We start from the raw sequence: 20,267 nt of genomic DNA on the forward strand, positions 1-20,267 counted from the left end.
CACGCGGGCGCCCATGCCGGCCAGACATCTGCCCTGCTCCGCCGAAGTCGTGGAGAGGACATGCTGAATGCGGGGCCCAGGGTCACGCAACCGGAGCGTCCCGGCAAGCCTCTGCCCAGCCGAACTTGGCGGAACGGTCTGCGCTTGGCTTGCTTGATCCAACCTGCCGGCGCCGCCCCACACCTTCGTAACGCCACGCTCCATGGTCCGAAACGCCGACAAACCCCCTTGCCTGTCATGATTCGGCTTGACCTTTGGGGGTCCGCCCTGTTGAACCCGGCCTTGACTTTCCAAGGACAGGTGGCGGTCTCTCGCATGGACAATCAGAACAAGAATCTGCTCATCGCTACGGCGCTGAGCTTCGTCGTGATCCTCGTCTGGTTCGTGCTCTTCCCGCCACCCGAAGCCACGGTGGACGAGACGGCGCAAACCACCGAGCAGACGCTCGAGACCGCGCCCGGCGTGAGCGCGCTGACGACGGCGACCGACCCGGCAGCGTCCACCACCGCCGGCACCGCGGCCCCGGCGCCCGCGCTCGAGACTGCGCGCGTCGACATCGCCGCACCGAACCTGATCGGCTCCATCGCCCTCACCGGCGGCCGGATCGACGATCTGAAGCTGAGCCAGTACCACGAGACCAACGACGAGAGCTCGCCCATGGTGACGCTGCTCGAGCCCGTGGGCAGCGACAGCCCCTATTACGCCGTCTACGGCTGGGCGCCCGGCAATGGTCTGCAGGTCAGCGACGTGCCCGGCCCGAACACCGAGTGGAGCGTGGAAAGCGGCGAGTCCCTCGATGTGGACAGCCCGGTCACCCTGCGCTGGGACAGCCCCGCCGGCCTGATCTTCCGCCGCACCTTCACGGTGGACGACAAGTTCATGTTCCGCGTGACCCAATCGGTCGAGAACACCTCGGGCGCCGAGGTCTCGGCCGCGCCCTACGGCATCCTTGCCCGCCACGGCGAGCCGGCGGACCTGAAGAACTTCTTCGTTCTGCACGAGGGCGCGATGTCGATGACCGACGGCACCCTCGCCGAGAACAAGTACAAGAAAATCCGCGACTTTGACCCGGCGGCCGAGGCGGGCACCCGCGCCGAGACCTACCAGGTTTCGGAAAACGGCTGGATCGGCTTCACCGAGCATTACTGGGAAACCGTGCTGATCCCCGACAGCGGCACCAGCTACCGCCAGGCGATCAAGTACAACGAGGCCCGCGACATCTATCAGGCAGAGATCGTTCTGCCGACGCAGACCATCGCCCCCGGCGCCACCGCCGAGGTCTCGACCCGCATGTTCTCGGGCGCCAAGGTCTGGGAAGTGATCAATGCCTACCAAGACCAGGGCGTCGACCGCTTCGTCGACAGCATCGACTGGGGTTGGTTCTTCTTCCTCACCAAGCCCATCTTCTGGCTGCTGCACCACTTGCACCAGTGGATCGGCAACATGGGCGTGTCGATCATCGCGCTGACCATCTTCCTCAAGGCGCTGCTCTTCCCGCTGGCCTACAAGTCCTACGTCTCCATGGCGAAGATGAAGGAACTGCAGCCGCAGATGGAAGAGCTCAAGAAGAAGGCCGGCGACGACCGCCAGAAGCTGCAGCAAGAGATGATGGCGCTTTACAAGCGCGAGAAGGTCAACCCGGCCTCGGGCTGCCTGCCGATCCTTCTGCAGATCCCGATCTTCTTCTCGCTCTACAAGGTGATCTTCGTCGCGTTCGAGCTGCGGCACGCCCCCTTCTTTGGCCCGTTCCAGGACCTTTCGGCACCTGACCCCACGTCGCTCTACAACCTCTTCGGCCTGCTGCCCTGGGCAGCGCCCGAGGTGGGCAGCACGCTGGCGCTGATCTTCATCGGCATCCTGCCGATCCTGCTCGGCATCTCGATGTTCCTTCAGCAGAAGCTCAACCCGACGCCGACCGATCCGGCGCAGGCGATGATCTTTGCCTGGATGCCCTGGGTGTTCATGTTCATGCTCGGCGGCTTCGCCTCCGGCCTGGTGCTCTACTGGATCACCAACAACACGATCACCTTCACCCAGCAGTACCTGATCATGCGCAGCCACGGGGCGAAGCCTGATGTCTTCGGCAACATCAAGTCGACCTTCAAGCGCAAGCCCAAGGACGCGAAGTCGGGCGGAAAATGAGCGGACGGGTCACCCAGATCTGGCGCCACCCGATCAAGGCCCATGGCCGCGAGGCGCTGGACCGGGTGACCCTGCGCGCCCATGAATGCCTGCCCTTCGATAGGGCCTGGGCCGTGGCGCATGAGCTCTCGGACGCGGACGGCTCCGAATGGGTCCGCTGCGGCAACTTCAGCCGGGGCGCCAAGGCGCCCCAGCTCATGGCGATCAGCGCCGAGATGAACGAGGCGGCGGGCACCATCACCCTGCACCACCCGGACCGCCCCGACCTGACCATCGATCCCGACCGCGACGGCGAGACGTTCCTCGGTTGGGTTCGCCCGCTGATGCCCGAGGACCGCACGCAATCGGCGCGGCTGATCCGGGCGCAGGCGCGCGGCATGACCGACGCGGCCTTCCCCTCGATCACCCTGTGCAACATGGCCTCGCACCGCGCGGTCGAAGCCCAGATCGGCCAGCCGCTGTCGATTCACCGCTGGCGTGGCAATATCTGGCTGGACGGGCTCGGGCCCTGGGAAGAATTCGACTGGGTCGGGCGCGAGATTCGCATCGGCGGCGCGACCTTGATCGTGCGCGAACGGACCGGCCGCTGCGCCGCCACCACTGCAAACCCCGAGACAGGCCAGCGCGATGCGGATACGCTTGGTACGCTGCGTCACTGGGGACATACGGATTTCTCGGTGCAGGCCGAAGTGACGACGGGCGGCGAGATCGCCCATGACGACGAGGTGACCCTGCTGTGACGACCCCCCTTCCCTTTCCCATCGCCGAAGAGCCTGATGACGCGACCCGCGAGGCGGCGCGCAAGGCCTTTGCCGGCGACGTCCAATTCCTCAAGGGCGTGGTCGCCATGGACGGGCTGCCGCCCGACGACCGCCCCGAGGTCTGCTTTGCCGGGCGCTCCAATGTCGGCAAGTCGAGCCTGATCAACGCGTTGACCGGACGCAAGGGGATCGCCCGCGCGTCGAACACGCCGGGCCGGACGCAGGAGATCAACTTCTTCACGCTGAACGAGAGCCACTATCTCGTCGACCTTCCGGGCTACGGCTTTGCCAACGCACCCGTCGCGGTGGTCGAGAAATGGCAGCGTCTGCTCAAGCAGTATCTCTCGGGTCGCGTCTCTCTGCGCCGCGCCTTCGTGCTGATCGACGCCCGTCACGGGGTGAAGGCCGTGGACGAAGAGATCATGGACCTTCTCGACAAGTCCGCCGTGACCTTCCAGGCGGTGCTGACCAAGACCGACAAGCTCAAGGCCAATGACCTCGACAAGATCCTGACGCAGGTGCGCGAAAAGCTCTCGAAGCACCCCGCGGCCTATCCCGAGATCGTGCTCACCAGCTCGGAAAAGGGCGACGGCATTCCCACTTTGAGGGCAATCATCGCCGGCCTTTCCTGAATTTCCTCTTCGCAATTCCCGGCGTTGGGACTAGTTCTGCCATCCAGAGCCTTTCCCGCATCGAGGATGCACCCCAGATGAAGAAGCAGACGATGAACCGAGACTGGATCGCCACCGCCCGCACCCTGAACGAAGCCCTGCCCTACCTGCAGCGCTACACGGGCGCGATCGTGGTGGTGAAATTCGGCGGCAATGCCATGGGCGATACCGACGCCATGGCCGAATTTGCCCGGGACATCGTGCTGATGCGTCAGGTCGGCGTGAACCCGGTCGTCGTGCATGGCGGCGGCCCGATGATCAACGACATGCTTGCTAAGCTGAACATCCAGTCCGAGTTCAAGCGCGGCAAACGGGTCACCGATCAGGCCACCGTCGAGGTGGTCGAGATGGTGCTGACCGGCCTCGTGAACAAGCGCATCGTTCAGGCCATCATGGACGAAGGAGGCCGCGCAGTTGGACTCTCGGGAAAGGACGATGATCTCATCGTCTGCGAGGCGGACGATCCGGAGCTGGGCTTCGTCGGCCGCCCCGTCGAGTGCAACGTGCAGGTGCTGCACGACCTCTTCGCCGCCGGGATCATCCCCGTGGTCGCCCCTGTCGCCACCGGCATGGACTACCTCGAGACCTTCAACGTCAACGGCGACACCGCCGCCGGCGCGCTCGCCGCGGCGCTGAAGGCCGATCGCCTGCTGCTGCTGACCGACGTGTCGGGCGTCAAGAACAAGGCCGGCGACGTTGTCACCCAGATGACCCCCGAAGACGTCCGCGCCATGACCGCGGACGGCACCATCGCCGGCGGCATGATCCCCAAGACCGAGACCGCGCTGAAGGCGGTCGAGGAAGGCGTGCGCGCGGTGGTCATCCTCGACGGACGCGTGCCCAATGCCTGCCTGCTCGAGCTTTTCACAGAGCATGGCGCGGGGTCGCTGATCCGCCGTGCCGATCTGGAACCCGCGCGCCCACGCAGCTGAACAGCGGCGCGTGGCCTGAAGGGAGAGGGCTATGAAACGTCTCATCCTCATGCGCCACGCGAAATCCGATTGGTCGGTCGGCATGCCCGATCATGCGCGACCGCTCAACCCGCGCGGGCGCAAGAGCGCAGAGGCGCTCGGGGTCTGGCTCCGGGCGCAGGAGATCCTGCCCGATCAGGTGCTCTGCTCGTCAGCCGCGCGCACCTGCGAGACCCTGGACCTGCTACACCTCGGAGAAGTTGCGACCCGGTTCGAGGACCGGCTCTACCTCGCAGAGCCGGCAACACTGCTGAAGAGCCTGCAGGCCGCGAAGGGCAGTACCGTTCTTATGCTCGCGCACAATCCGGGAATCGGCGATTTCGCGCGGGGACTCGTTGCGCGCGCTCCCTGGCACCCGAAATTCGGCACCTACCCCACCGGGGCCACGCTGGTCGCGAATTTCGAGATAGGAGAGTGGTCGGATGCGCGCATGGGCGGCGCCCTCTGCCATGCGTTCATCGTGCCGCGCGAATTGCTGTCCTGAGAAGCCGCTGACACCGCGATATGCAGAAAAAGTGACGCCCGCGATCCCCCTCCCAAAGGATCGCGAGCGCCGCTGTGCCGGTCACTAGGCGAAGTCCCTGACGTTACGTGGTCCGGGTCAGCCGCATCGCATCGCACATCCTCCCCTACGGCGATCCGATCTCGGCCGACGCTCGGTCGACCACGTTGCGCAAGTCCCTTCTTGAAAACCGGTACAGATTTCTTTCGGCTCTTGGCCAAAAGCGTCAAAACTGAGACGCTTCGTAACGGACTGTAACACAAATGACAAAAAAACGAGCCCCAATTTAATGGGGCTCGTGTCTAAATTTCAGGTTTTTTCTGTGGATTAGTGCCCGAGAATTTGGCTTAGGAAGAGTTTCGTCCGCTCGTGCTGCGGATTATTAAAGAATTCCTCCGGCTCATTCTGCTCCACGATCTGTCCGGCATCCATAAAGATGACCCGATTCGCGACCTGCCGGGCGAATCCCATTTCGTGCGTGACACAGAGCATGGTCATCCCCTCTTCGGCCAGTTCGACCATCGTATCGAGCACTTCCTTGATCATCTCGGGGTCGAGCGCCGATGTGGGCTCGTCAAAGAGCATGATGCGCGGCTTCATGCACAGCGAGCGGGCGATCGCCACGCGCTGCTGCTGGCCGCCCGACAGCTGGCCGGGGTACTTGTTGGCCTGCTCGGGGATCTTCACCTTCTCGAGGAAATGCATCGCGGTCTCTTCCGCTTGCTTCTTGGGAATCTTGCGAACCCAGATTGGCGCGAGCGTGCAATTCTCGAGGATTGTCAGGTGCGGGAAGAGGTTGAAGTGCTGGAAGCACATGCCGACCTCGGAGCGGATCTTGTCGATATTCTTCAGATCCGAGCTCAGCTCGATGCCGTCGACAACGATGCTGCCCGACTGGTGCTCCTCCAGGCGGTTGATGCAGCGGATCATCGTCGACTTGCCCGACCCCGAAGGCCCGGCGATGACGATCCGCTCGCCGCGATAGACAGTCAGATCGATGTCGCGGAGCACGTGGAAGGTCCCGTACCACTTGTTCATGTTCGTGATCTGGATGGCCACCTCGTCGGAGACCTTCATCTGGCTGCGATCGACTTCGCGTGTTGCAAGTTCAGACATAAAAGGTCTCCTTAGCGGTGCTCTCTACGGAGCTTTTTCTCGAGGAAGAGCGAATAGCGGCCCATGCTGAAGCAGAAGATGAAAAAGCACAGGCCGATAAAGACGAAGAGTTCCCAGTAAACGCCGTTCCAATCGGTGCTTGCCCGGATCGAGCTGGACAGGCCAATGGGATCGAGAAGGCCGATGAAAACGACCAGCGTCGTATCCTTGAAAAGGCCGATGAAGGTGTTCACGATCCCCGGGATCGAAATCTTCAGCGCCTGCGGCAGGATGATCAGCCGCATCGACTTCCAGTAGTCCAGCCCCAGCGCGTCGGCGGCCTCGTATTGGCCCTTTGGCAGGGCGGCAAGACCGCCCCTTACCACCTCGGCGATATAGGCCGCCGAGAAGAGGGTCACCATGATGATGACGCGCAGCATCAGGTCGAAGTTGGTGCCCGGCGGCAGGAAGTAGTTCAGCAGCAGGGACGCGGTGAACAGCCAGACGATCAGCGGCACGCCGCGGATGATCTCGATGAAGGCAACCGAGAACTTGTTGATGATGAACATGTCCGACTGCCGCCCCAGCGCCAGGAGGATACCCAGCGGCAGCGACAGGACGATGCCCGACACGCCGATGATCGTGGCCAGAAGGAAGCCGCCCATCTTCTGGGTCGCCACGGGCTGCAACGCCAGCGGCACAACCGAGGCCAGCGCGTCGGCGAGCGGGCCGCAAACGAACAGCCAGTAGACCACCGGCACGACGATCGCCAGGATAACCGACAGCAGCGCGCCGATCTTCGGCGCGGCATAGGTCATGATCGCCCAGCTGATGACGAAGCCGAGGACCGCCGCGATCGGCCCCCAGAGCGAGCCGCCCCAGATCAGCCAAAAGAGCAAGAAGGGCGCGAGTGCCGTAACCCAGAGTATCTTGCGCGGCACCGAGCTGAACAGCACCGGGGCGACCGCGGCAAGAAAGAGGAGGAAGGCCAGGATCGGGCGCCAGTAGAGCTCCTTGGGGAAGAAGCCGAAGACAAGCTGCGGCCAGCGCTCTGCCAGCACCGCCCAGCAGGCAACCGAGGCATCGGCGCCATAGCGCTCTGCCGCCAGCGCGCGGCACTCGGACAGGTTGGAGGCATCCCAGATGCCCCGCAGCGCCCAGGGCAGAAGGTGGCTCAGGGCGGCATAGATCACCCAGAGCGAGAGCAGGGTGAGCAGGATGTTCAACCAGCTCGAGAAGAGGTTCTCGCGGATCCACTTCACCGCACCGATCTGGGTAAGCGGTGGATCCTGCTGGTCCAGCATGGTGTCGCGGACAAAGGGGACCGTCTGTGCGTGGGTATCGCTCATGTCACCGCTCCTTCAGCTTCACAGAGGAGTTGTAGACGTTCATCACGCCCGAGATCAGCAGGCTCAGCACCAGATAGAACAGGCCCAGCAGCAGCATGCCCTCGAGCTCGCGGCCGGTCTGGTTGATAGTGATGCCCCCGAGGGTCGAGCGCACGTCCATGTAGCCCACCGCGATGGCGAGCGAGCTGTTCTTGGTGAGGTTGAGGAACTGCGAGATCAGCGGCGGGATGATCACCCGCAGCGCCTGCGGCAGGATCACCAGGTTCATCGTCGTGCCCGGACGCAGACCCAATGCGTAGGCTGCCTCGGTCTGGCCATTGGAAATCGCGAGGATACCGCCGCGCACGATCTCGGCGATGAAGGCGCCGGTATAAAGCGACAGGGCCAGCCACAGGGCGATCAGCGAGTTGCGCAGGTGCACGCCGCCGTCGAAGTTGAAGCCCCCCAGCTCGGGCTTGTCGAGCGAGGCGCCAAGCCCCACCAGGACCACGATAAGCGGGACGAGGATTGCAGCAATCTGCAGCGGCAGGGTCATCGGTCGCTTGCCCGTGGCCTCCTGGATGCGCGCAGCGCGCTTGCCGAGGAATTTTGCGCCGATCCCGCCCGCGATGAGCACCGTGATGATCAGCAGCCAGTCCCAGAAGGAAGAGGTCGGGATGACCTCGCCGACTTCAGCGCCGCCTGCGGCGCCATCCCCCGAGGCGCTGCCCGAGCCGGCTGCGGTGTCGTTTTGACCGGTCTGTACGCCTGCGCCGCCGGTGGCGATGCGGCTCGCGCCGTAGGTGCCGGCCATGTTGGTGCCGGGCGTTGCGGCCGCGGCGGGCGCCTCTGGCTCGGGGGCGGCGATCTCGTTGCCCCCCAGCGAGCGGCTGAACACCACGTTGGGAATGTAGACGCCGCGATTGGTGATCGCCACGCTCTCACCCAGCAGCATCGAGGAGCCGTCCTCGCCTCGGAAGTCCCGCGGGGACGGCATGGATTCGGTCATCAGCGCGAAGATCAGCACGATCCACAGCAGCAGCGGCACGTTCCGGAAGCCCTCGACGTAGACCGCGGTCAGCCGCGAGACGACCCAGTTGTTCGACAGTCGCAGCACGCCCGCGATCACGCCCAGCACCGTGGCAAGGGCACAGCCCAGGACAGCCACGAGCAGCGTGTTGAGGATGCCCACCAGCGCCGCCCGACCGTGGGTCATCTGGTTGTTGTAGTCGATGAGCTGCTGGTTGATGTCATAGCCTGCGGGCTGCGACAGGAATCCGAAGTTGAAGTCCTTGCCCAGTGCCTCGAGGTTATGGATCGTGTTGGAAATCAGCCACGACAGCAGCAGCCCTATCAGGACCATCGCGACGACCTGGATGGTCATCGAGCGGTAGCGCGTGTCGAAAATAAGCTGACTCAGCCGGAAGCCACGCTCCGGCGGATCCGAGATGGTCGCCATTTAGTTCTCCCCGGACGCTTCCGTCACCGAAGGATACCGCGGTGGTTGCTCCACCGTCTGTCCTGCCGGAAGCGCGCTTTCGTATTATGAAGGCGAAATCGTCTTGATAGCTGGAAAGGGGCGCAGGTTGTCCCTGCGCCCCTCGCCAAGTCCGGTATTAGCGGAAGGGCGGGCTGTAGAGCAGGCCGCCTTCGGTCCACTGCGCGTTCAGGCCGCGCGACAGGCCGATCGGGGTGGCTTCGCCGATGTTCTTCTCGAAGATCTCGCCGTAGTTGCCGCCCGCCATGATGGCGCGCTTGGCCCATTCGGCGTCGAGGCCGAGCATCGCGCCCAGTTCACCCTCGGTGCCGAGCAGACGGTTGATCTCGGGGTTGTTCGTCGGTGCCGAGGACAGCTCCGCGATGTTGGCCGAGGTCACGCCGTATTCTTCGGCCGCGATCAGCGCGTTGAGAGTCCAGCGGGCGATGTCGCCCCACTCGCTGTCGCCGTGGCGAACGAGCGGACCGAGCGGCTCTTTCGAGATGATTTCCGGCAGGATCACGTGATCCGACGGGTTCTCGAAAGTGGCGCGGGTGGCGGCGAGGCCCGACGCGTCGGTCGTGTAGACGTCACAGGCGCCGGCAAGGTACTGCTGCTGCGCTTCGGCGTTGGTCTCGATCGGAACCGGCTCGTAGCTGATGTTGTTGGCGCGGAAGAAGTCCGCGAGGTTCAGCTCGGTGGTGGTGCCGGTCTGGATGCAGACGGTGGCGCCATCGAGTTCCTTGGCCGAGGCCACACCCAGCGACTTCGGAGCGATGAAGCCCTGGCCGTCGTAGTAGTTCACGCCAATGAATTCGAACTTCAGGTCGACGTCGCGCGAGAAGGTCCAGGTGGTGTTGCGGGCCAGCACGTCGATCTCGCCGGACGCCAGCGCGGTGAAGCGGGTCTGGCCGGTGGTCTGCGTGAAGGCAACCTTCATCGGATCGCCAAGGACCGCTGCGGCGAGCGCACGGCAATATGCCACGTCAAAGCCCTGCCACACGTTGTTTGCATCGGGCGCCGAGAAACCGGCGAGGCCCGTGGACACACCGCACTTCAGCTCCCCCCGCGCTTTCACGTCGTCCAGGGTCGCGGCGCCGGCTGCACCGGCCGCGAGTGCGGCGACGGTCAGAGCGCCGAGAGTTACGGTCTTTTTCATGTTAACCTCTTCCTGTTGTCCGGCCCTCTTGAGCCGGTTCCTTGATCCTTGCTGGATCGGCTTATTAGCCAGGGGCTCCCTCCCTGTGCTGAGGGGAGTTTGGGAGGAAAGTTTTGGCTAGGTCAAGCCGCTCCGGCGCGAAAAGGGCATGCAAATGCCCGGATCTTACGCAAGGATCCCTTGAGAGGTTTGAGATTAGGCAGCTTGGCAGAGGGCAAAAAACCGGTGCGCGTGCAGGAATGCCAGGCGTTTGATTTCCGCCGCTTGCTGCGCTTCCTCGTCCTCTCCCCAAAGCTCTTCCTGGAAGGTTTCGTCGAGACGCGACAGTGCCCAGAGTTCCTCGGCATCGTGCTCGCTTCGAGTGGCTGCAAAACCAAGCACCAGCGAGCCGGTCAGCGCAACAAGGTCGTGGAAAGCTGCCAGCTCGAACGGACTGAACGCGTGGGTGCGCTCCGCAAGAAGGCGCAGCGCCGCCTCGGGCTGCGCGGCATGCATGATCCCGGCGCGCGGCTCGAGCCGCGCTCCCATCTCGCGCGCCGCCCAGTCGAGCAGCGGATCCCAGCGTTCGGCCTGCCGCGCGACCAGCTCCGCCGGGCTCTCGGCGCGGTAGCACAGCAGATCGCTGTCGCCGTATTCCGCCAGCATGTCGGCCACCTCGGGGTGCTGCGGCGCGACCTTGTCGATGGCGCTGTTGGCGGTGCGGGTAAAGGGCATGGTGCGCGGGTCGATCTTTTCGTCCTGCGCGCGCCATTCCTCGGCCATGGCCTCGGCGATCCCCCGGCTCGGCACCACCAGCGGCGCCTTGCCCGGCGTGCGCAGCGGGCGCCCGTCGAGATGTACGATGTAACCGCCCTCGGCCGTTTCGACCGTGGCGTCCTTGTAGAAGCGGCGGGGGGCCCATTCGCTCATGCGGCTTGGCTCCAGAGTTGGTCCAGCAGCGCCGGAAGCGCGCGGATGTCGTCGATGATGGTGCGCGCGGACGCAAGCCGCGCGCGGTCGTGATAGCCCCAGCTGACACCGATCCCGTGGACCCCGGCGTCGCGCGCCATGTCCATGTCGAAGCTGGTATCGCCCAGCATGACCGCCTGATGCGGCGCGACGCCGGCCTCGGCCAGTGCCGCCTCGATCATCTCGGGATGCGGCTTCGAGGGATGATCGTCGGCGCATTGCTGGGTGACGAAGAGCCGGCGGATGCGATGCGCGTCGACCAGCCGGTCGAGCCCGCGGCGCGACTTGCCGGTGGCGATGCCGAGCAGCCACTCGGGTCGGGCGTGCAGCGCGTCCAGCACCTCGCGGACGTGCGGGTAGAGCGGCGAGCTGGCCTCGGTGCCATTCTCGGTTCGCAGGCGCATGTAGGAGGCCTTGTAGCCCTCGACCATGGCCTCGAGGGTGGCGGCATCGACGCCCGGGGCGAGCCGCGCCACGGCCAGAGGCAGCGACAGCCCCACGATGCCGAGGATCTCTTCGCGGCTCGGAGCCTCCATGCCGACCCCGGCAAAGGCCCCGCGCATCGACGCGAGAATATCCGCCTGGCTGTCGACCAACGTGCCATCGACGTCGAAGATGATCAGCTTCAGATCCATGGCGCCCGCCTCCTCAGTGCAGCTCTTCGAAGGGATCGTCCGCGGCGAGATCCTCGGTCCAGCCGAAGGTCTCCCAGCTCTGTGCCATGTGGTCTGGCAGCGGCGCGGTGACGGTCATCGGTTTCTTGGTGACCGGATGCAGGAAGGTCATCGAGCGCGCGTGCAGGTGCAGCTTCTTCGAGATGATGCCGCCGAGCTGCGCGCCCCAGCCGTCGCCAAGGTTCTCCTGCCCCGAGCCGCCGTATTTGCCGTCGCCGATGATCGGATGTCCGATCTCGGCCATATGCGCGCGCAGCTGGTGCGTGCGGCCCGTCACGGGCTCCATCGCCACCCAGCTCGCCCGCCCGGCAACCCGGTAGAGCGTGGCATAAAGCGTATGCGCGCGCTTGGCGCCGGGGGTGCTGTCGATGTCGCGCGGGTGGATCGCGCGCATCTTCTCGCCCTCGCCCGAGGCGCCATGGCCGCCGGCCTTCACCAGCCCATACTTGATCTCGCCGAGGTAGGGCGTCGGCACCCCGGCCACCAGCCCCCAATAGATCTTGCGGGTTTCCTTGTGGCGGATCGCGGCGGTAAGCGCCTGCGCCATCTCGCGGGTGCGCGCCAGCAGCAGCACGCCCGAGGTGTCCTTGTCGAGCCGGTGGACCAGTCGCGGCTTCTCGTCGTTGCCGAACTTCAGCGCCTCCGACAGCCCATCGATGTGGCGGGTCTGCTTGGAGCCGCCCTGCGTCGGCATGCCCGGCGGCTTGTTGAGCGCGATGATGTGATCGTCCTTCCAGAGCACGCAGGACTGGATCAGCTTGGTGTCTGCATCCGAGACCTTGGACTTCGGCGTCGCTGCGAGCTTGGTCATCTCCTCGGGCTCCGGCAGCGGCGGAATGCGCACCTGGTTGCCCACCGCGAGGCGCGTCGAGGCTTTCACCCGACCGCCATCAACCCGGATCTCGCCCTTGCGGCACATCTTTTCAATGCGGCCCTGCGGGACGTGCGGGAAATGCCGCTTCATCCAGCGGTCGAGGCGCTGATCGCCGTCGCCCGGACCCACGGTGACTGTCTGAACGCGGCTCATGCGAAGAAACTCCGAGTGACCAGCAGCCCCGCGAAGAGTGCTGCCAGCGAGACGGCCACCGAGGCCGCCACGTAAAGGCCCGCCTGCGCGACATCCCCGCGCTCGTAGAGCGTGGCGAAATCCAGCGAGAAGGCCGAGAAGGTTGTGAAACCGCCCAGCACGCCGGTCATCAGGAACGGCGCGAAGCGGTTGGAGGTATTGGCGAGGATCACCACGAGGGCCCCCATGGCAAAGGAGCCGAGGATGTTCACCGTCAGCGTCCCCCACGGGAATCCCCTTCCGAGCAGCCGCGTCATGGCGAGGCCGGTCAGATAGCGCCCGCTGGCGCCAAGCGCTCCCCCGAGCGCAACTTGTAAGACCGTGAGGATCATCCGCGGGACATGTGCGAGGGGGCGCGGAATGTCAAGATTTTCGGGGGTTCGGAGCCAATGCTGCGGCGCATGGCCGCCATGTGCGCGCGTCCGGCACGCGCCGCGCCGAGAGAGCGCTCTGGCCACGCCGCGACTGCCCCGGGATATTTCCGCCTAGGAGAAGCTCAAGGGGACCGCTCCCTCCGCAGCTTCGCAAAATACTCCAGGCGCTTCTTCAGGTCGCGCTCGAAGCCGCGCTCGACCGGGGTGTAATAGCTGTCTCTGCCGATCTCCTCGGGGAAGTAGTCCTGGCCGGAAAAGCCGTCCTCGGCATCGTGGTCATAGGCGTAGCCGCTGCCGTAGCCCTGTTCCTTCATCAGCTTTGTCGGGGCGTTGAGGATGTGCTTGGGCGGCGGCAGCGAGCCGGTCTTCTTCGCAGCGGCGCGAGCGGCCTTGTAGGCCACGTAGGTGGCGTTCGATTTCGGCGCCAGCGCGAGGTAGACCAGCGCCTTCGCCAGCGCCAGCTCGCCCTCAGGAGAGCCGAGCCGCTCGTAGGTCTGCCAGGCCTGCAGGCAGATCGCCTGCGCCTGTGGGTCGGCAAGCCCGATGTCCTCGACCGACATGCGGGTGATGCGCCGAGCGAGGAAGCGCGGGTCCTCCCCGGCCTCGAGCATCCGGGCGAACCAGTAGAGCGTGGCATCGGGGTCCGAGCCGCGCACCGATTTGTGCAGCGCCGAGATCAGGTTGTAATGCCCGTCGCCGGACTTGTCGTATTGCGCGGCGCGGCGCATGAGCCGGGTCGAAAGCGCCTCTGTGGAGAGCACGCCCTCGACAGTCCAGGCCGCGATCTGTTCGACCAGGTTGAGCAGCGCGCGACCGTCGCCGTCAGCCATTTCCAACAGCGCCGCGCGGGCGGCCCCGTCGAGCGGCAGGGGGCGGCCCAACTCCTGCTCGGCGCGCTGTGCGAGACGCTCGAGATCGTCCCGCGAGAGTCGCTCCAGCACCAGCACCTGCGCGCGCGACAGCAGCGCCGCGTTGAGCTCGAAGCTTGGGTTCTCGGTGGTGGCGCCGACAAGGAGGATCGTGCCGTCCTCCATATGCGGCAGAAAACCGTCCTGCTGCGCCTTGTTGAACCGGTGGATCTCGTCGACGAAGAGCAGCGTGCCCTGGCCGTTGCGGTGGCGGATACGGGCGGCCTCGAAGACCTTCCTCAGCTCGGGCACGCCGGTGAAGATGGCGCTGATCTGGACGAAATGCAGGTCGGTGGCATCCGCCAGCAGCCGCGCGATCGTGGTCTTGCCGACTCCGGGCGGACCCCAGAAGATCAGGCTCGAGAGCGCGCCCGAGGCGAGCATGATGCCGAGAGGCGCCTCGGGACCAAGGACATGCGCTTGGCCGATCACCTCGCCGAGCGCCGTCGGACGCAGCCGATCCGCCAGCGGGCGGGGACCGCTCCGCTCGGGCTCGGGGCGACTGCCCGGGGGGGCGTCGAAGAGATCGGCCACGCGCGGTGCCCTCAGACGCGGAAGCGCAGCGAGATGCGGCCATTGCCGCGCTGCGCATCAATCTGGACGCGTGGGACGGCGCTCTTCAGCAGCCCGTCGACGTCGCCCGGCAGTTCGATGCCGTGACCGTTGACCGCGCGCAGCAGGTCCCCCCGCTGCAGGCCGATCCGCGCGCCCCAGGGGCCGGGATCGACCACCACCACGCCTTCACCGCCCGACAGAGGCAGGCCGAGTTCGGTCTGCACCGCCGGGTTCACACGCGCCAACGTGAGGCCGGGCAGCACCGCGCGCTCGTCCAGCGTCACGCGCTGCTGCGGCGGATCGTCGGGGGCGGCGATCATCGCGACCTTGGCCTGCTGCTGCGTACCGTCGTGCAGATAGGTGACCTCTGCCTCGTGGCCGAGCCCGGTGACCGACATGCGGTAGAGCATCTCGGCGGGGGTGTTCACCCCCTGACCATCCACCGCCAGCACCACATCGCCAACGTCCATCCCGGCCTGCGCGAAGGGGCTGGCCTCGTGCAGCTCAGAGACCAGCACGCCGCCGGGCAGCCCCATGCCGAGGCTCTGCGAAAGGTCTGCGTCGACGCTCTGCCCGCTCATCCCCGCCCAAGGCCGCTCGAAGGACGTCTTGCCCGCCTCGGCCTGCTCGACGAACTGCTTCACCAGCGCCGAGGGGATGGCGAAGCCGATGCCGTTGGAGCCGCCCGAGCGGGTGAGGATCGAGGTGTTCACGCCAATGAGCTGGCCCTTGACGTCGATCAGCGCGCCGCCGGAGTTGCCCGGGTTGATCGGCGCGTCGGTCTGGATGAAATAGCCGCGGGCATTGCCGGTCGCGGTGCCCGACCGCGCGAGCCCCGAGACGATCCCCGAGCTCACGGTCTGCCCGACGCCGAAGGGGTTGCCGATCGCCAGCGCCAGCTCGCCCACCTCCACGGTGTCGCTGTCGCGCAGCGGCAGGAAAGGCATGCCCTTGGCGCCGTCGAGCTTGAGGATGGCGAGATCGGCCTCCTCGCCCGCCAAGAGCACCTCGGCGTCGTATTCGGCACCATTGTTGAGCACCACGCGAATGTCGGTGGCCTGGCCGACCACGTGGTAGTTCGACACGACGATGCCGTCTTCGGACAGGATCACCCCCGAGCCGAGCGAGTTCTGCACCCGCGGGCGGCCGCGGAAGTCTTGGAAAAGGTTCCCGAAAAGCGGATCTCCTGCAAACGGACTGCGGGCCTCGACCACGCGGCTGGCGTAGATGTTCACCACCGCGGGGGTGGCCTGTTTCACCAGTGGTACGAAGGAGAGGGAAATCTCCGCCTGGCTCTGCGGAACCTGGGTCTCGGCAAGGGCCGGGGCTGCGGTGACGGCGATGGCAAGTGCGGGAATGATCAGGATGTTTCGGAGCATTGTGCGGTCCTCCAGTGCCCTTGGATATGTCGAGGCAAGGGCGCGATTGCAAGTCACGGGCCAGTGCGCTTTGCGTGCGCATTTCGTGCACATGCCGCCGCCCTCCCCGCCGCGGAGGCTGGAAAAGCCCCGCGCGCCGTGCCAGAAGCCGCCGCGTCAGACATTGGAGTGCTCCTCATGCAGATCGTCTCGCTCATCGCCCGCCCCGGCACATTGGACACCGCGCTGGTCGAGAGCCTGCGCAACGCCTTCGGCGGCGGTCCGGTCACCGTGCTCTCGGACGGTGAGGCGGCGGAATTCCCGGTCGAGGCAATGCCCGGCAATTTCGGGGAGGTGCGCAGCTCGCTTACCGCGCAAGCCGACGTCAACATCCTGCCCGCCGAGGGGCGCCGCAAGAAGATGCTGCTGGCGGACATGGACAGTACGATGATCCAGCAGGAATGCATCGACGAGCTGGCCGAGGAAGCCGGAGTCGGCGCGCATGTGAAAGAGATCACCGCCCGCGCGATGAACGGCGAGCTCGACTTCGAGGGCGCGCTGACCGAGCGCGTGGCGCTGCTCAAGGGCCTGCCGGAGAGTGTGATCGGCAAGGTGCTCGAGACCCGCATCACGCTGATGCCGGGCGGGCCCGAGCTGGTCGCGACAATGAAGGCGAATGGCGCCTATGCCGCGCTGGTATCGGGCGGCTTCACCGCCTTCACCGCGCGCGTTGCCGAGAGGATCGGCTTCGACGAGAACCGCGCCAACAAGCTGCTGGTGGAAGACGGCAAGCTGACGGGCGTGCCGGCGCAGCCGATCCTGGGGCGCGAGGCCAAGGTGCAGGCGCTGGAGGAGATCAGCGCGCGGCTCGGCATCTCCGAGGCAGACGTGCTGGCGGTGGGCGACGGGGCGAATGACCTGGGCATGCTCGGCCGTGCCGGCTTCGGCGTCGCGTTGCATGCGAAGCCCTCGGTTCAGGCGGAGTGCGACCTGCGGGTGAACCTCGGCGATCTGACGGCGCTGCTGTTCCTGCAGGGCTATGCCCGCAGCGATTTCGAGGGCTGAACGGACGGCGGTTGGGAAAGGAGCAAGGAGGGATCAGACCCTCTTGGCCTTCCGCCTATTCACCCCGGCGCGATTGCAAAGAGAAGAAGGGGCGCTCTTGGCGCCCCTTATCCTTTCATGCGGCAAAGAGCGTGTCGAGGGGACGGACCTCGCCGGTCACCAGCCCGTCGAAGTTGCACAGCTCGGGGTTGAGAAAACGGTGCACGTCGGGATGCGCCGGATCCGCGACGCCAAGCCGCACCAGAAGCGAGGCCATGACGCATTCCGCCGCGCGGGTTGCGCCGTCGAGAATCTTCACCGCGACGCCGAGGCCACGCTGCGGCAGGATCGCGACGAAATACCCCTCGGCGCCGGTCTTGATGGCAACCGGCTCGAGCGCGGCGCGCATCAGCAGCGTGCAGGCGCGGCCCTCGCCGGCGACGAGATCGGGATAGGTGTAGATCGACTCGACCAGCTGCGCCCCGGCGCGGCTGAGACCGTCGTAGCGGTGATGCGCGCCGGCGAACCAGGCCATGGCCCGCGCCATGCCAAGCATCGAGGTGGCAAGGTTTGGCGCCGAGCAGCCGTCGATGCCGTAGCAGGGGCTGACCTCGTCGGTGACGGTCTCGAAGGCGTCGCGCACTGCAAGTTGCACCGGGTGTTCGGGAAGAACGTAGTCCGGGCCCGCACCGAGATACTGGCTCAACGTCAGGAAGCCGGCGTGTTTGCCCGAGCAGTTGTTGTGCACCCGGCAGGGGCTTTTGCCCTCGCGGATCATCTGCAGTTTCAGCGCCTTGTCCCGGCTCGGCTGGGGGCCGCAGCGCAGGTCGTCGTCGGAGAGTTCGAGGTCGGCGAGCCAGGCCTCGACCGCCCCCACGTGCATCGGCGCGCCCTGATGCGAGGCGCAGGCGAGCGCCAGCTGCGGCGGCGTCAGGTGCCAGGCCTCGGCGGCGCCCGAGGCGACCAGCGGCAGGGCCTGAATCATCTTCGACGAGGAGCGCGGGTAGACCACCGCCTGCGGGTCACCCCAGGCCTCGACGATGCCGCCGGATGTGTCACAAATGACCGCATGGCCAAGGTGCAGGCTCTCGGTCAGCGGTCCGCGGCGAACCTCGACGAGGGGCACGGCAGCGGTGACGGTGTCTTGGGGCATGTGGGTCCTCACAAACGAGCGATATTCTGCCATCGGGGCTTTCTCGCCCCGCGTGTTTCGGTCTATTGTCCCGCCGTCGAGCACGAATGGTCGCGCCGGTCAAGAGACCGACAGATGTCTGGAACAGAGCTGTCACAGGTCGGGGCGCGAACGGGCAACAAGAGGCAAGCACGGCTGGAGGCTGCAGGTATGAAGTCAATTCTCGGTGGGGTTCTGGGCGCGGCGCTCGCGCTTGGCGCGACGGCTGCGGTTGCGCAGGAGGAAAGCACCAACCGGGTGAACGCGATCACCGACTGGTCGGTCTTCGAGGGGCAGAGCCCCCGCGAATGCTGGGCGGTGACCACCTACAAGGAAAGCGTCAACACCAAGGACGGCCGCGTCGTATCGGTGAAGCGCGGCGACATCCTGCTTATGGTCTTCTACCGTCCCGAGGCCAATGTGATGGGTCAGGTGGCGTTCACCGGCGGTTATCCCTTTGCGGGCGGCTCGACCGTGGCCGTGGACATCTCGGGCGAGAAGTTCGACCTCTACACCGAGGGGGAATGGGCCTGGCCGGCGACCCCGCAGGACGATGCCAAGATCATCGCGGCGATGAAGCGCGGCTCCGACGCGGTGCTCAGCGCCGGTTCGAGCCGCGGCACCAAGACCAAGGACACCTTCTCGCTGCTCGGCTTCACGGCCGCGGTGGAAGACGCCCAGAAGCGCTGCAGCGGCTGAGCCGCAGGCACGTCGCCCTCGGGGCCGAAAGGCCGCAGGTCTGTTGAATTTTTCCGGGGCCATCCGCAGATGAGCTTCTTCAAGGGAACGCGCCTGCGCGTTCCCTTTGACTTATTGCAGCCGAATCCTGTATGGAGAGGCCTTCTTTTTCCGAGGATGACGTGATGACTGCCAGCGCGCCGATCACCCAGGACGTGGTGACGATCCCCCGCAAGCTGCCGGAAGACGGCAAGCTGAACCTCGTCGGGCTGACCCGCGACGCCCTGCGCGCCGCGTTGATCGAGGCCGGAACGCCAGAGAAGCAGGCGAAGATGCGTGTGGGTCAGATCTGGCAGTGGGTCTATCACTGGGGCGTGCGCGACTTCGCCGAGATGACCAACCTCGCCAAGGACTACCGGACGCTGCTCGATGACAAGTTCACCATCGACCTGCCCGAGATCGTCTCGAAACAGGTTTCGGAAGACGGCACCCGCAAGTATCTCGTGCGGATCGCCGGCGGACACGAGGTCGAGGTGGTCTACATCCCCGAGGAAGACCGTGGCACGCTCTGCATCTCGAGCCAGGTGGGCTGCACGTTGACCTGCTCGTTCTGCCACACCGGCACGCAGAAACTGGTACGCAACCTCACCGCGGGCGAGATCATCGGCCAGGTCATGCTAGCACGTGACGACCTCGGCGAGTGGCCCGAACCCGGTACAGGCACCGGCGAGAGCGGGCCGCGCCTCTTGTCGAACATCGTGCTCATGGGCATGGGCGAGCCGCTCTACAACTTCGACAACGTGCGCGACGCGATGAAGATCGCCATGGACGGCGAGGGGATCGCCCTGTCGCGCCGCCGCATCACCCTCTCGACCTCGGGCGTGGTGCCGGAGATCGCCAAATGCGCCGAAGAGATCGGCTGCCTGCTGGCCGTAAGCTTCCACGCCACCACCGACGAGGTGCGCAACAAGCTTGTGCCGATCAACAAGCGCTGGAACATCGAAGAGCTGCTGAACACCCTTCGCGAGTATCCGCGCTTGTCGAATTCCGAGCGCATCACTTTTGAGTATGTGATGCTCAAGGACGTGAACGACACCGATGCCGATGCGCGCCGCCTGGTGAAGCTGATCCAGGGCATTCCCGCCAAGATCAACCTCATCCCGTTCAACGAATGGCCCGGCGCCCCCTACCAGCGCTCGGATTGGCCGCGGATCAAGCAGTTCGCCGACATCATCTACAAGGCAGGTTACGCCTCGCCGATCCGTACCCCGCGCGGCGAGGACATCATGGCCGCCTGCGGCCAGCTGAAATCGGCCACCGAACGCGCCCGCAAATCGCGCAAGCAAATCGAGGCCGAGACTGGCCTCGGCGGCGCGGCTTGACTT

19 protein-coding genes are annotated in these 20,267 nt (G+C 65.7%); 8 read left to right on the top strand and 11 right to left on the bottom strand.

The window, feature by feature from the left end:
* Positions 1-315 precede the first annotated feature (315 nt).
* The 5 genes from yidC (at position 316) to CEW88_RS12270 (ending at position 5,029) form a co-directional block, all read left to right on the top strand.
* Entirely contained in the window at positions 316-2,142 is a 1,827-nt protein-coding gene (yidC, locus tag CEW88_RS12250) for a membrane protein insertase YidC (protein WP_108967163.1), read from the top strand.
* Positions 2,139-2,882 (top strand): MOSC domain-containing protein, encoded by a 744-nt coding sequence (locus tag CEW88_RS12255; protein WP_108967165.1) that lies wholly within the window; start codon positions 2,139-2,141, stop codon positions 2,880-2,882. The genes yidC and CEW88_RS12255 overlap by 4 nt, the downstream gene beginning before the upstream one ends.
* Entirely contained in the window at positions 2,879-3,535 is a 657-nt protein-coding gene (gene yihA, locus CEW88_RS12260) for a ribosome biogenesis GTP-binding protein YihA/YsxC (RefSeq protein WP_108967167.1), read from the top strand. The genes CEW88_RS12255 and yihA overlap by 4 nt, the downstream gene beginning before the upstream one ends.
* Positions 3,536-3,612: 77 nt before the next feature.
* A complete protein-coding gene (gene argB, locus CEW88_RS12265) occupies positions 3,613-4,506 on the top strand; it encodes an acetylglutamate kinase (RefSeq protein ID WP_108967169.1) in 894 nt (297 codons plus the stop codon).
* Positions 4,507-4,537: 31 nt separating this feature from the next.
* Positions 4,538-5,029: a SixA phosphatase family protein gene (locus CEW88_RS12270; RefSeq protein WP_108967171.1), complete on the top strand. Its 492-nt coding sequence runs from the start codon at positions 4,538-4,540 to the stop codon at positions 5,027-5,029.
* A gap of 345 nt (positions 5,030-5,374) precedes the next feature.
* Here the strand turns inward: CEW88_RS12270 and CEW88_RS12275 are convergent, their stop codons facing one another.
* The 10 genes from CEW88_RS12275 to CEW88_RS12320 form a co-directional block, all read right to left on the bottom strand.
* Entirely contained in the window at positions 5,375-6,163 is a 789-nt protein-coding gene (locus CEW88_RS12275; RefSeq protein ID WP_108967173.1) for an amino acid ABC transporter ATP-binding protein, read from the bottom strand.
* Positions 6,164-6,174: 11 nt separating this feature from the next.
* Positions 6,175-7,491, bottom strand: coding sequence for an amino acid ABC transporter permease (locus CEW88_RS12280; protein ID WP_108967175.1), 1,317 nt, complete (start codon positions 7,489-7,491; stop codon positions 6,175-6,177).
* A gap of 1 nt (position 7,492) precedes the next feature.
* Positions 7,493-8,929 carry an amino acid ABC transporter permease gene (locus CEW88_RS12285; protein ID WP_108967177.1) on the bottom strand — a complete coding sequence of 479 codons (1,437 nt, stop codon included), beginning with the start codon at positions 8,927-8,929 and terminating at the stop codon, positions 7,493-7,495.
* Positions 8,930-9,086: 157 nt separating this feature from the next.
* Positions 9,087-10,106: an amino acid ABC transporter substrate-binding protein gene (locus CEW88_RS12290; protein ID WP_108967178.1), complete on the bottom strand. Its 1,020-nt coding sequence runs from the start codon at positions 10,104-10,106 to the stop codon at positions 9,087-9,089.
* 195 nt (positions 10,107-10,301) lie between these two features.
* Positions 10,302-11,015 carry an ATP12 family chaperone protein gene (locus tag CEW88_RS12295; RefSeq protein WP_108967180.1) on the bottom strand — a complete coding sequence of 238 codons (714 nt, stop codon included), beginning with the start codon at positions 11,013-11,015 and terminating at the stop codon, positions 10,302-10,304.
* A complete protein-coding gene (locus tag CEW88_RS12300; protein WP_108967182.1) occupies positions 11,012-11,689 on the bottom strand; it encodes an HAD-IA family hydrolase in 678 nt (225 codons plus the stop codon). The genes CEW88_RS12295 and CEW88_RS12300 overlap by 4 nt, the downstream gene beginning before the upstream one ends.
* 13 nt (positions 11,690-11,702) lie before the next feature.
* On the bottom strand, positions 11,703-12,755 hold the full coding sequence (locus CEW88_RS12305) for an RluA family pseudouridine synthase (protein WP_108967184.1): 1,053 nt from the start codon (positions 12,753-12,755) through the stop codon (positions 11,703-11,705).
* A complete protein-coding gene (gene crcB, locus CEW88_RS12310; protein ID WP_108967185.1) occupies positions 12,752-13,126 on the bottom strand; it encodes a fluoride efflux transporter CrcB in 375 nt (124 codons plus the stop codon). Before crcB ends, CEW88_RS12305 begins: the two co-directional genes overlap by 4 nt.
* Before the next feature lie 164 nt (positions 13,127-13,290).
* On the bottom strand, positions 13,291-14,610 hold the full coding sequence (locus tag CEW88_RS12315) for a replication-associated recombination protein A (RefSeq protein WP_108967187.1): 1,320 nt from the start codon (positions 14,608-14,610) through the stop codon (positions 13,291-13,293).
* An 11-nt stretch (positions 14,611-14,621) separates the two neighbouring features.
* On the bottom strand, positions 14,622-16,010 hold the full coding sequence (locus CEW88_RS12320; RefSeq protein WP_108967189.1) for a trypsin-like peptidase domain-containing protein: 1,389 nt from the start codon (positions 16,008-16,010) through the stop codon (positions 14,622-14,624).
* Positions 16,011-16,187: 177 nt separating this feature from the next.
* Between CEW88_RS12320 and serB the strand changes: the two genes are divergently transcribed.
* The gene (gene serB / locus CEW88_RS12325) at positions 16,188-17,054 is read left to right on the top strand and encodes a phosphoserine phosphatase SerB (RefSeq protein ID WP_108967191.1); all 867 of its coding nucleotides are present in this window, start codon (positions 16,188-16,190) and stop codon (positions 17,052-17,054) included.
* A 115-nt stretch (positions 17,055-17,169) separates the two neighbouring features.
* On the opposite strand, the gene CEW88_RS12330 is transcribed toward serB, so the two are convergent.
* On the bottom strand, positions 17,170-18,186 hold the full coding sequence (locus CEW88_RS12330; protein ID WP_108967192.1) for an asparaginase: 1,017 nt from the start codon (positions 18,184-18,186) through the stop codon (positions 17,170-17,172).
* 189 nt (positions 18,187-18,375) lie between these two features.
* Here CEW88_RS12330 and CEW88_RS12335 point away from each other — a divergent pair, with 189 nt between their 5' ends.
* Positions 18,376-18,903, top strand: coding sequence for an invasion associated locus B family protein (locus CEW88_RS12335; RefSeq protein ID WP_193989037.1), 528 nt, complete (start codon positions 18,376-18,378; stop codon positions 18,901-18,903).
* A 164-nt stretch (positions 18,904-19,067) separates the two neighbouring features.
* Complete coding sequence (gene rlmN, locus CEW88_RS12340; RefSeq protein WP_108967194.1) at positions 19,068-20,264, top strand: 23S rRNA (adenine(2503)-C(2))-methyltransferase RlmN; 1,197 nt, start codon at positions 19,068-19,070, stop codon at positions 20,262-20,264.
* Positions 20,265-20,267: the final 3 nt, after the last annotated feature.

The sequence above is a fragment of the Alloyangia pacifica genome, from assembly GCF_003111685.1.
Classification (GTDB): Bacteria; Pseudomonadota; Alphaproteobacteria; order Rhodobacterales; family Rhodobacteraceae; genus Salipiger; species Salipiger pacificus_A.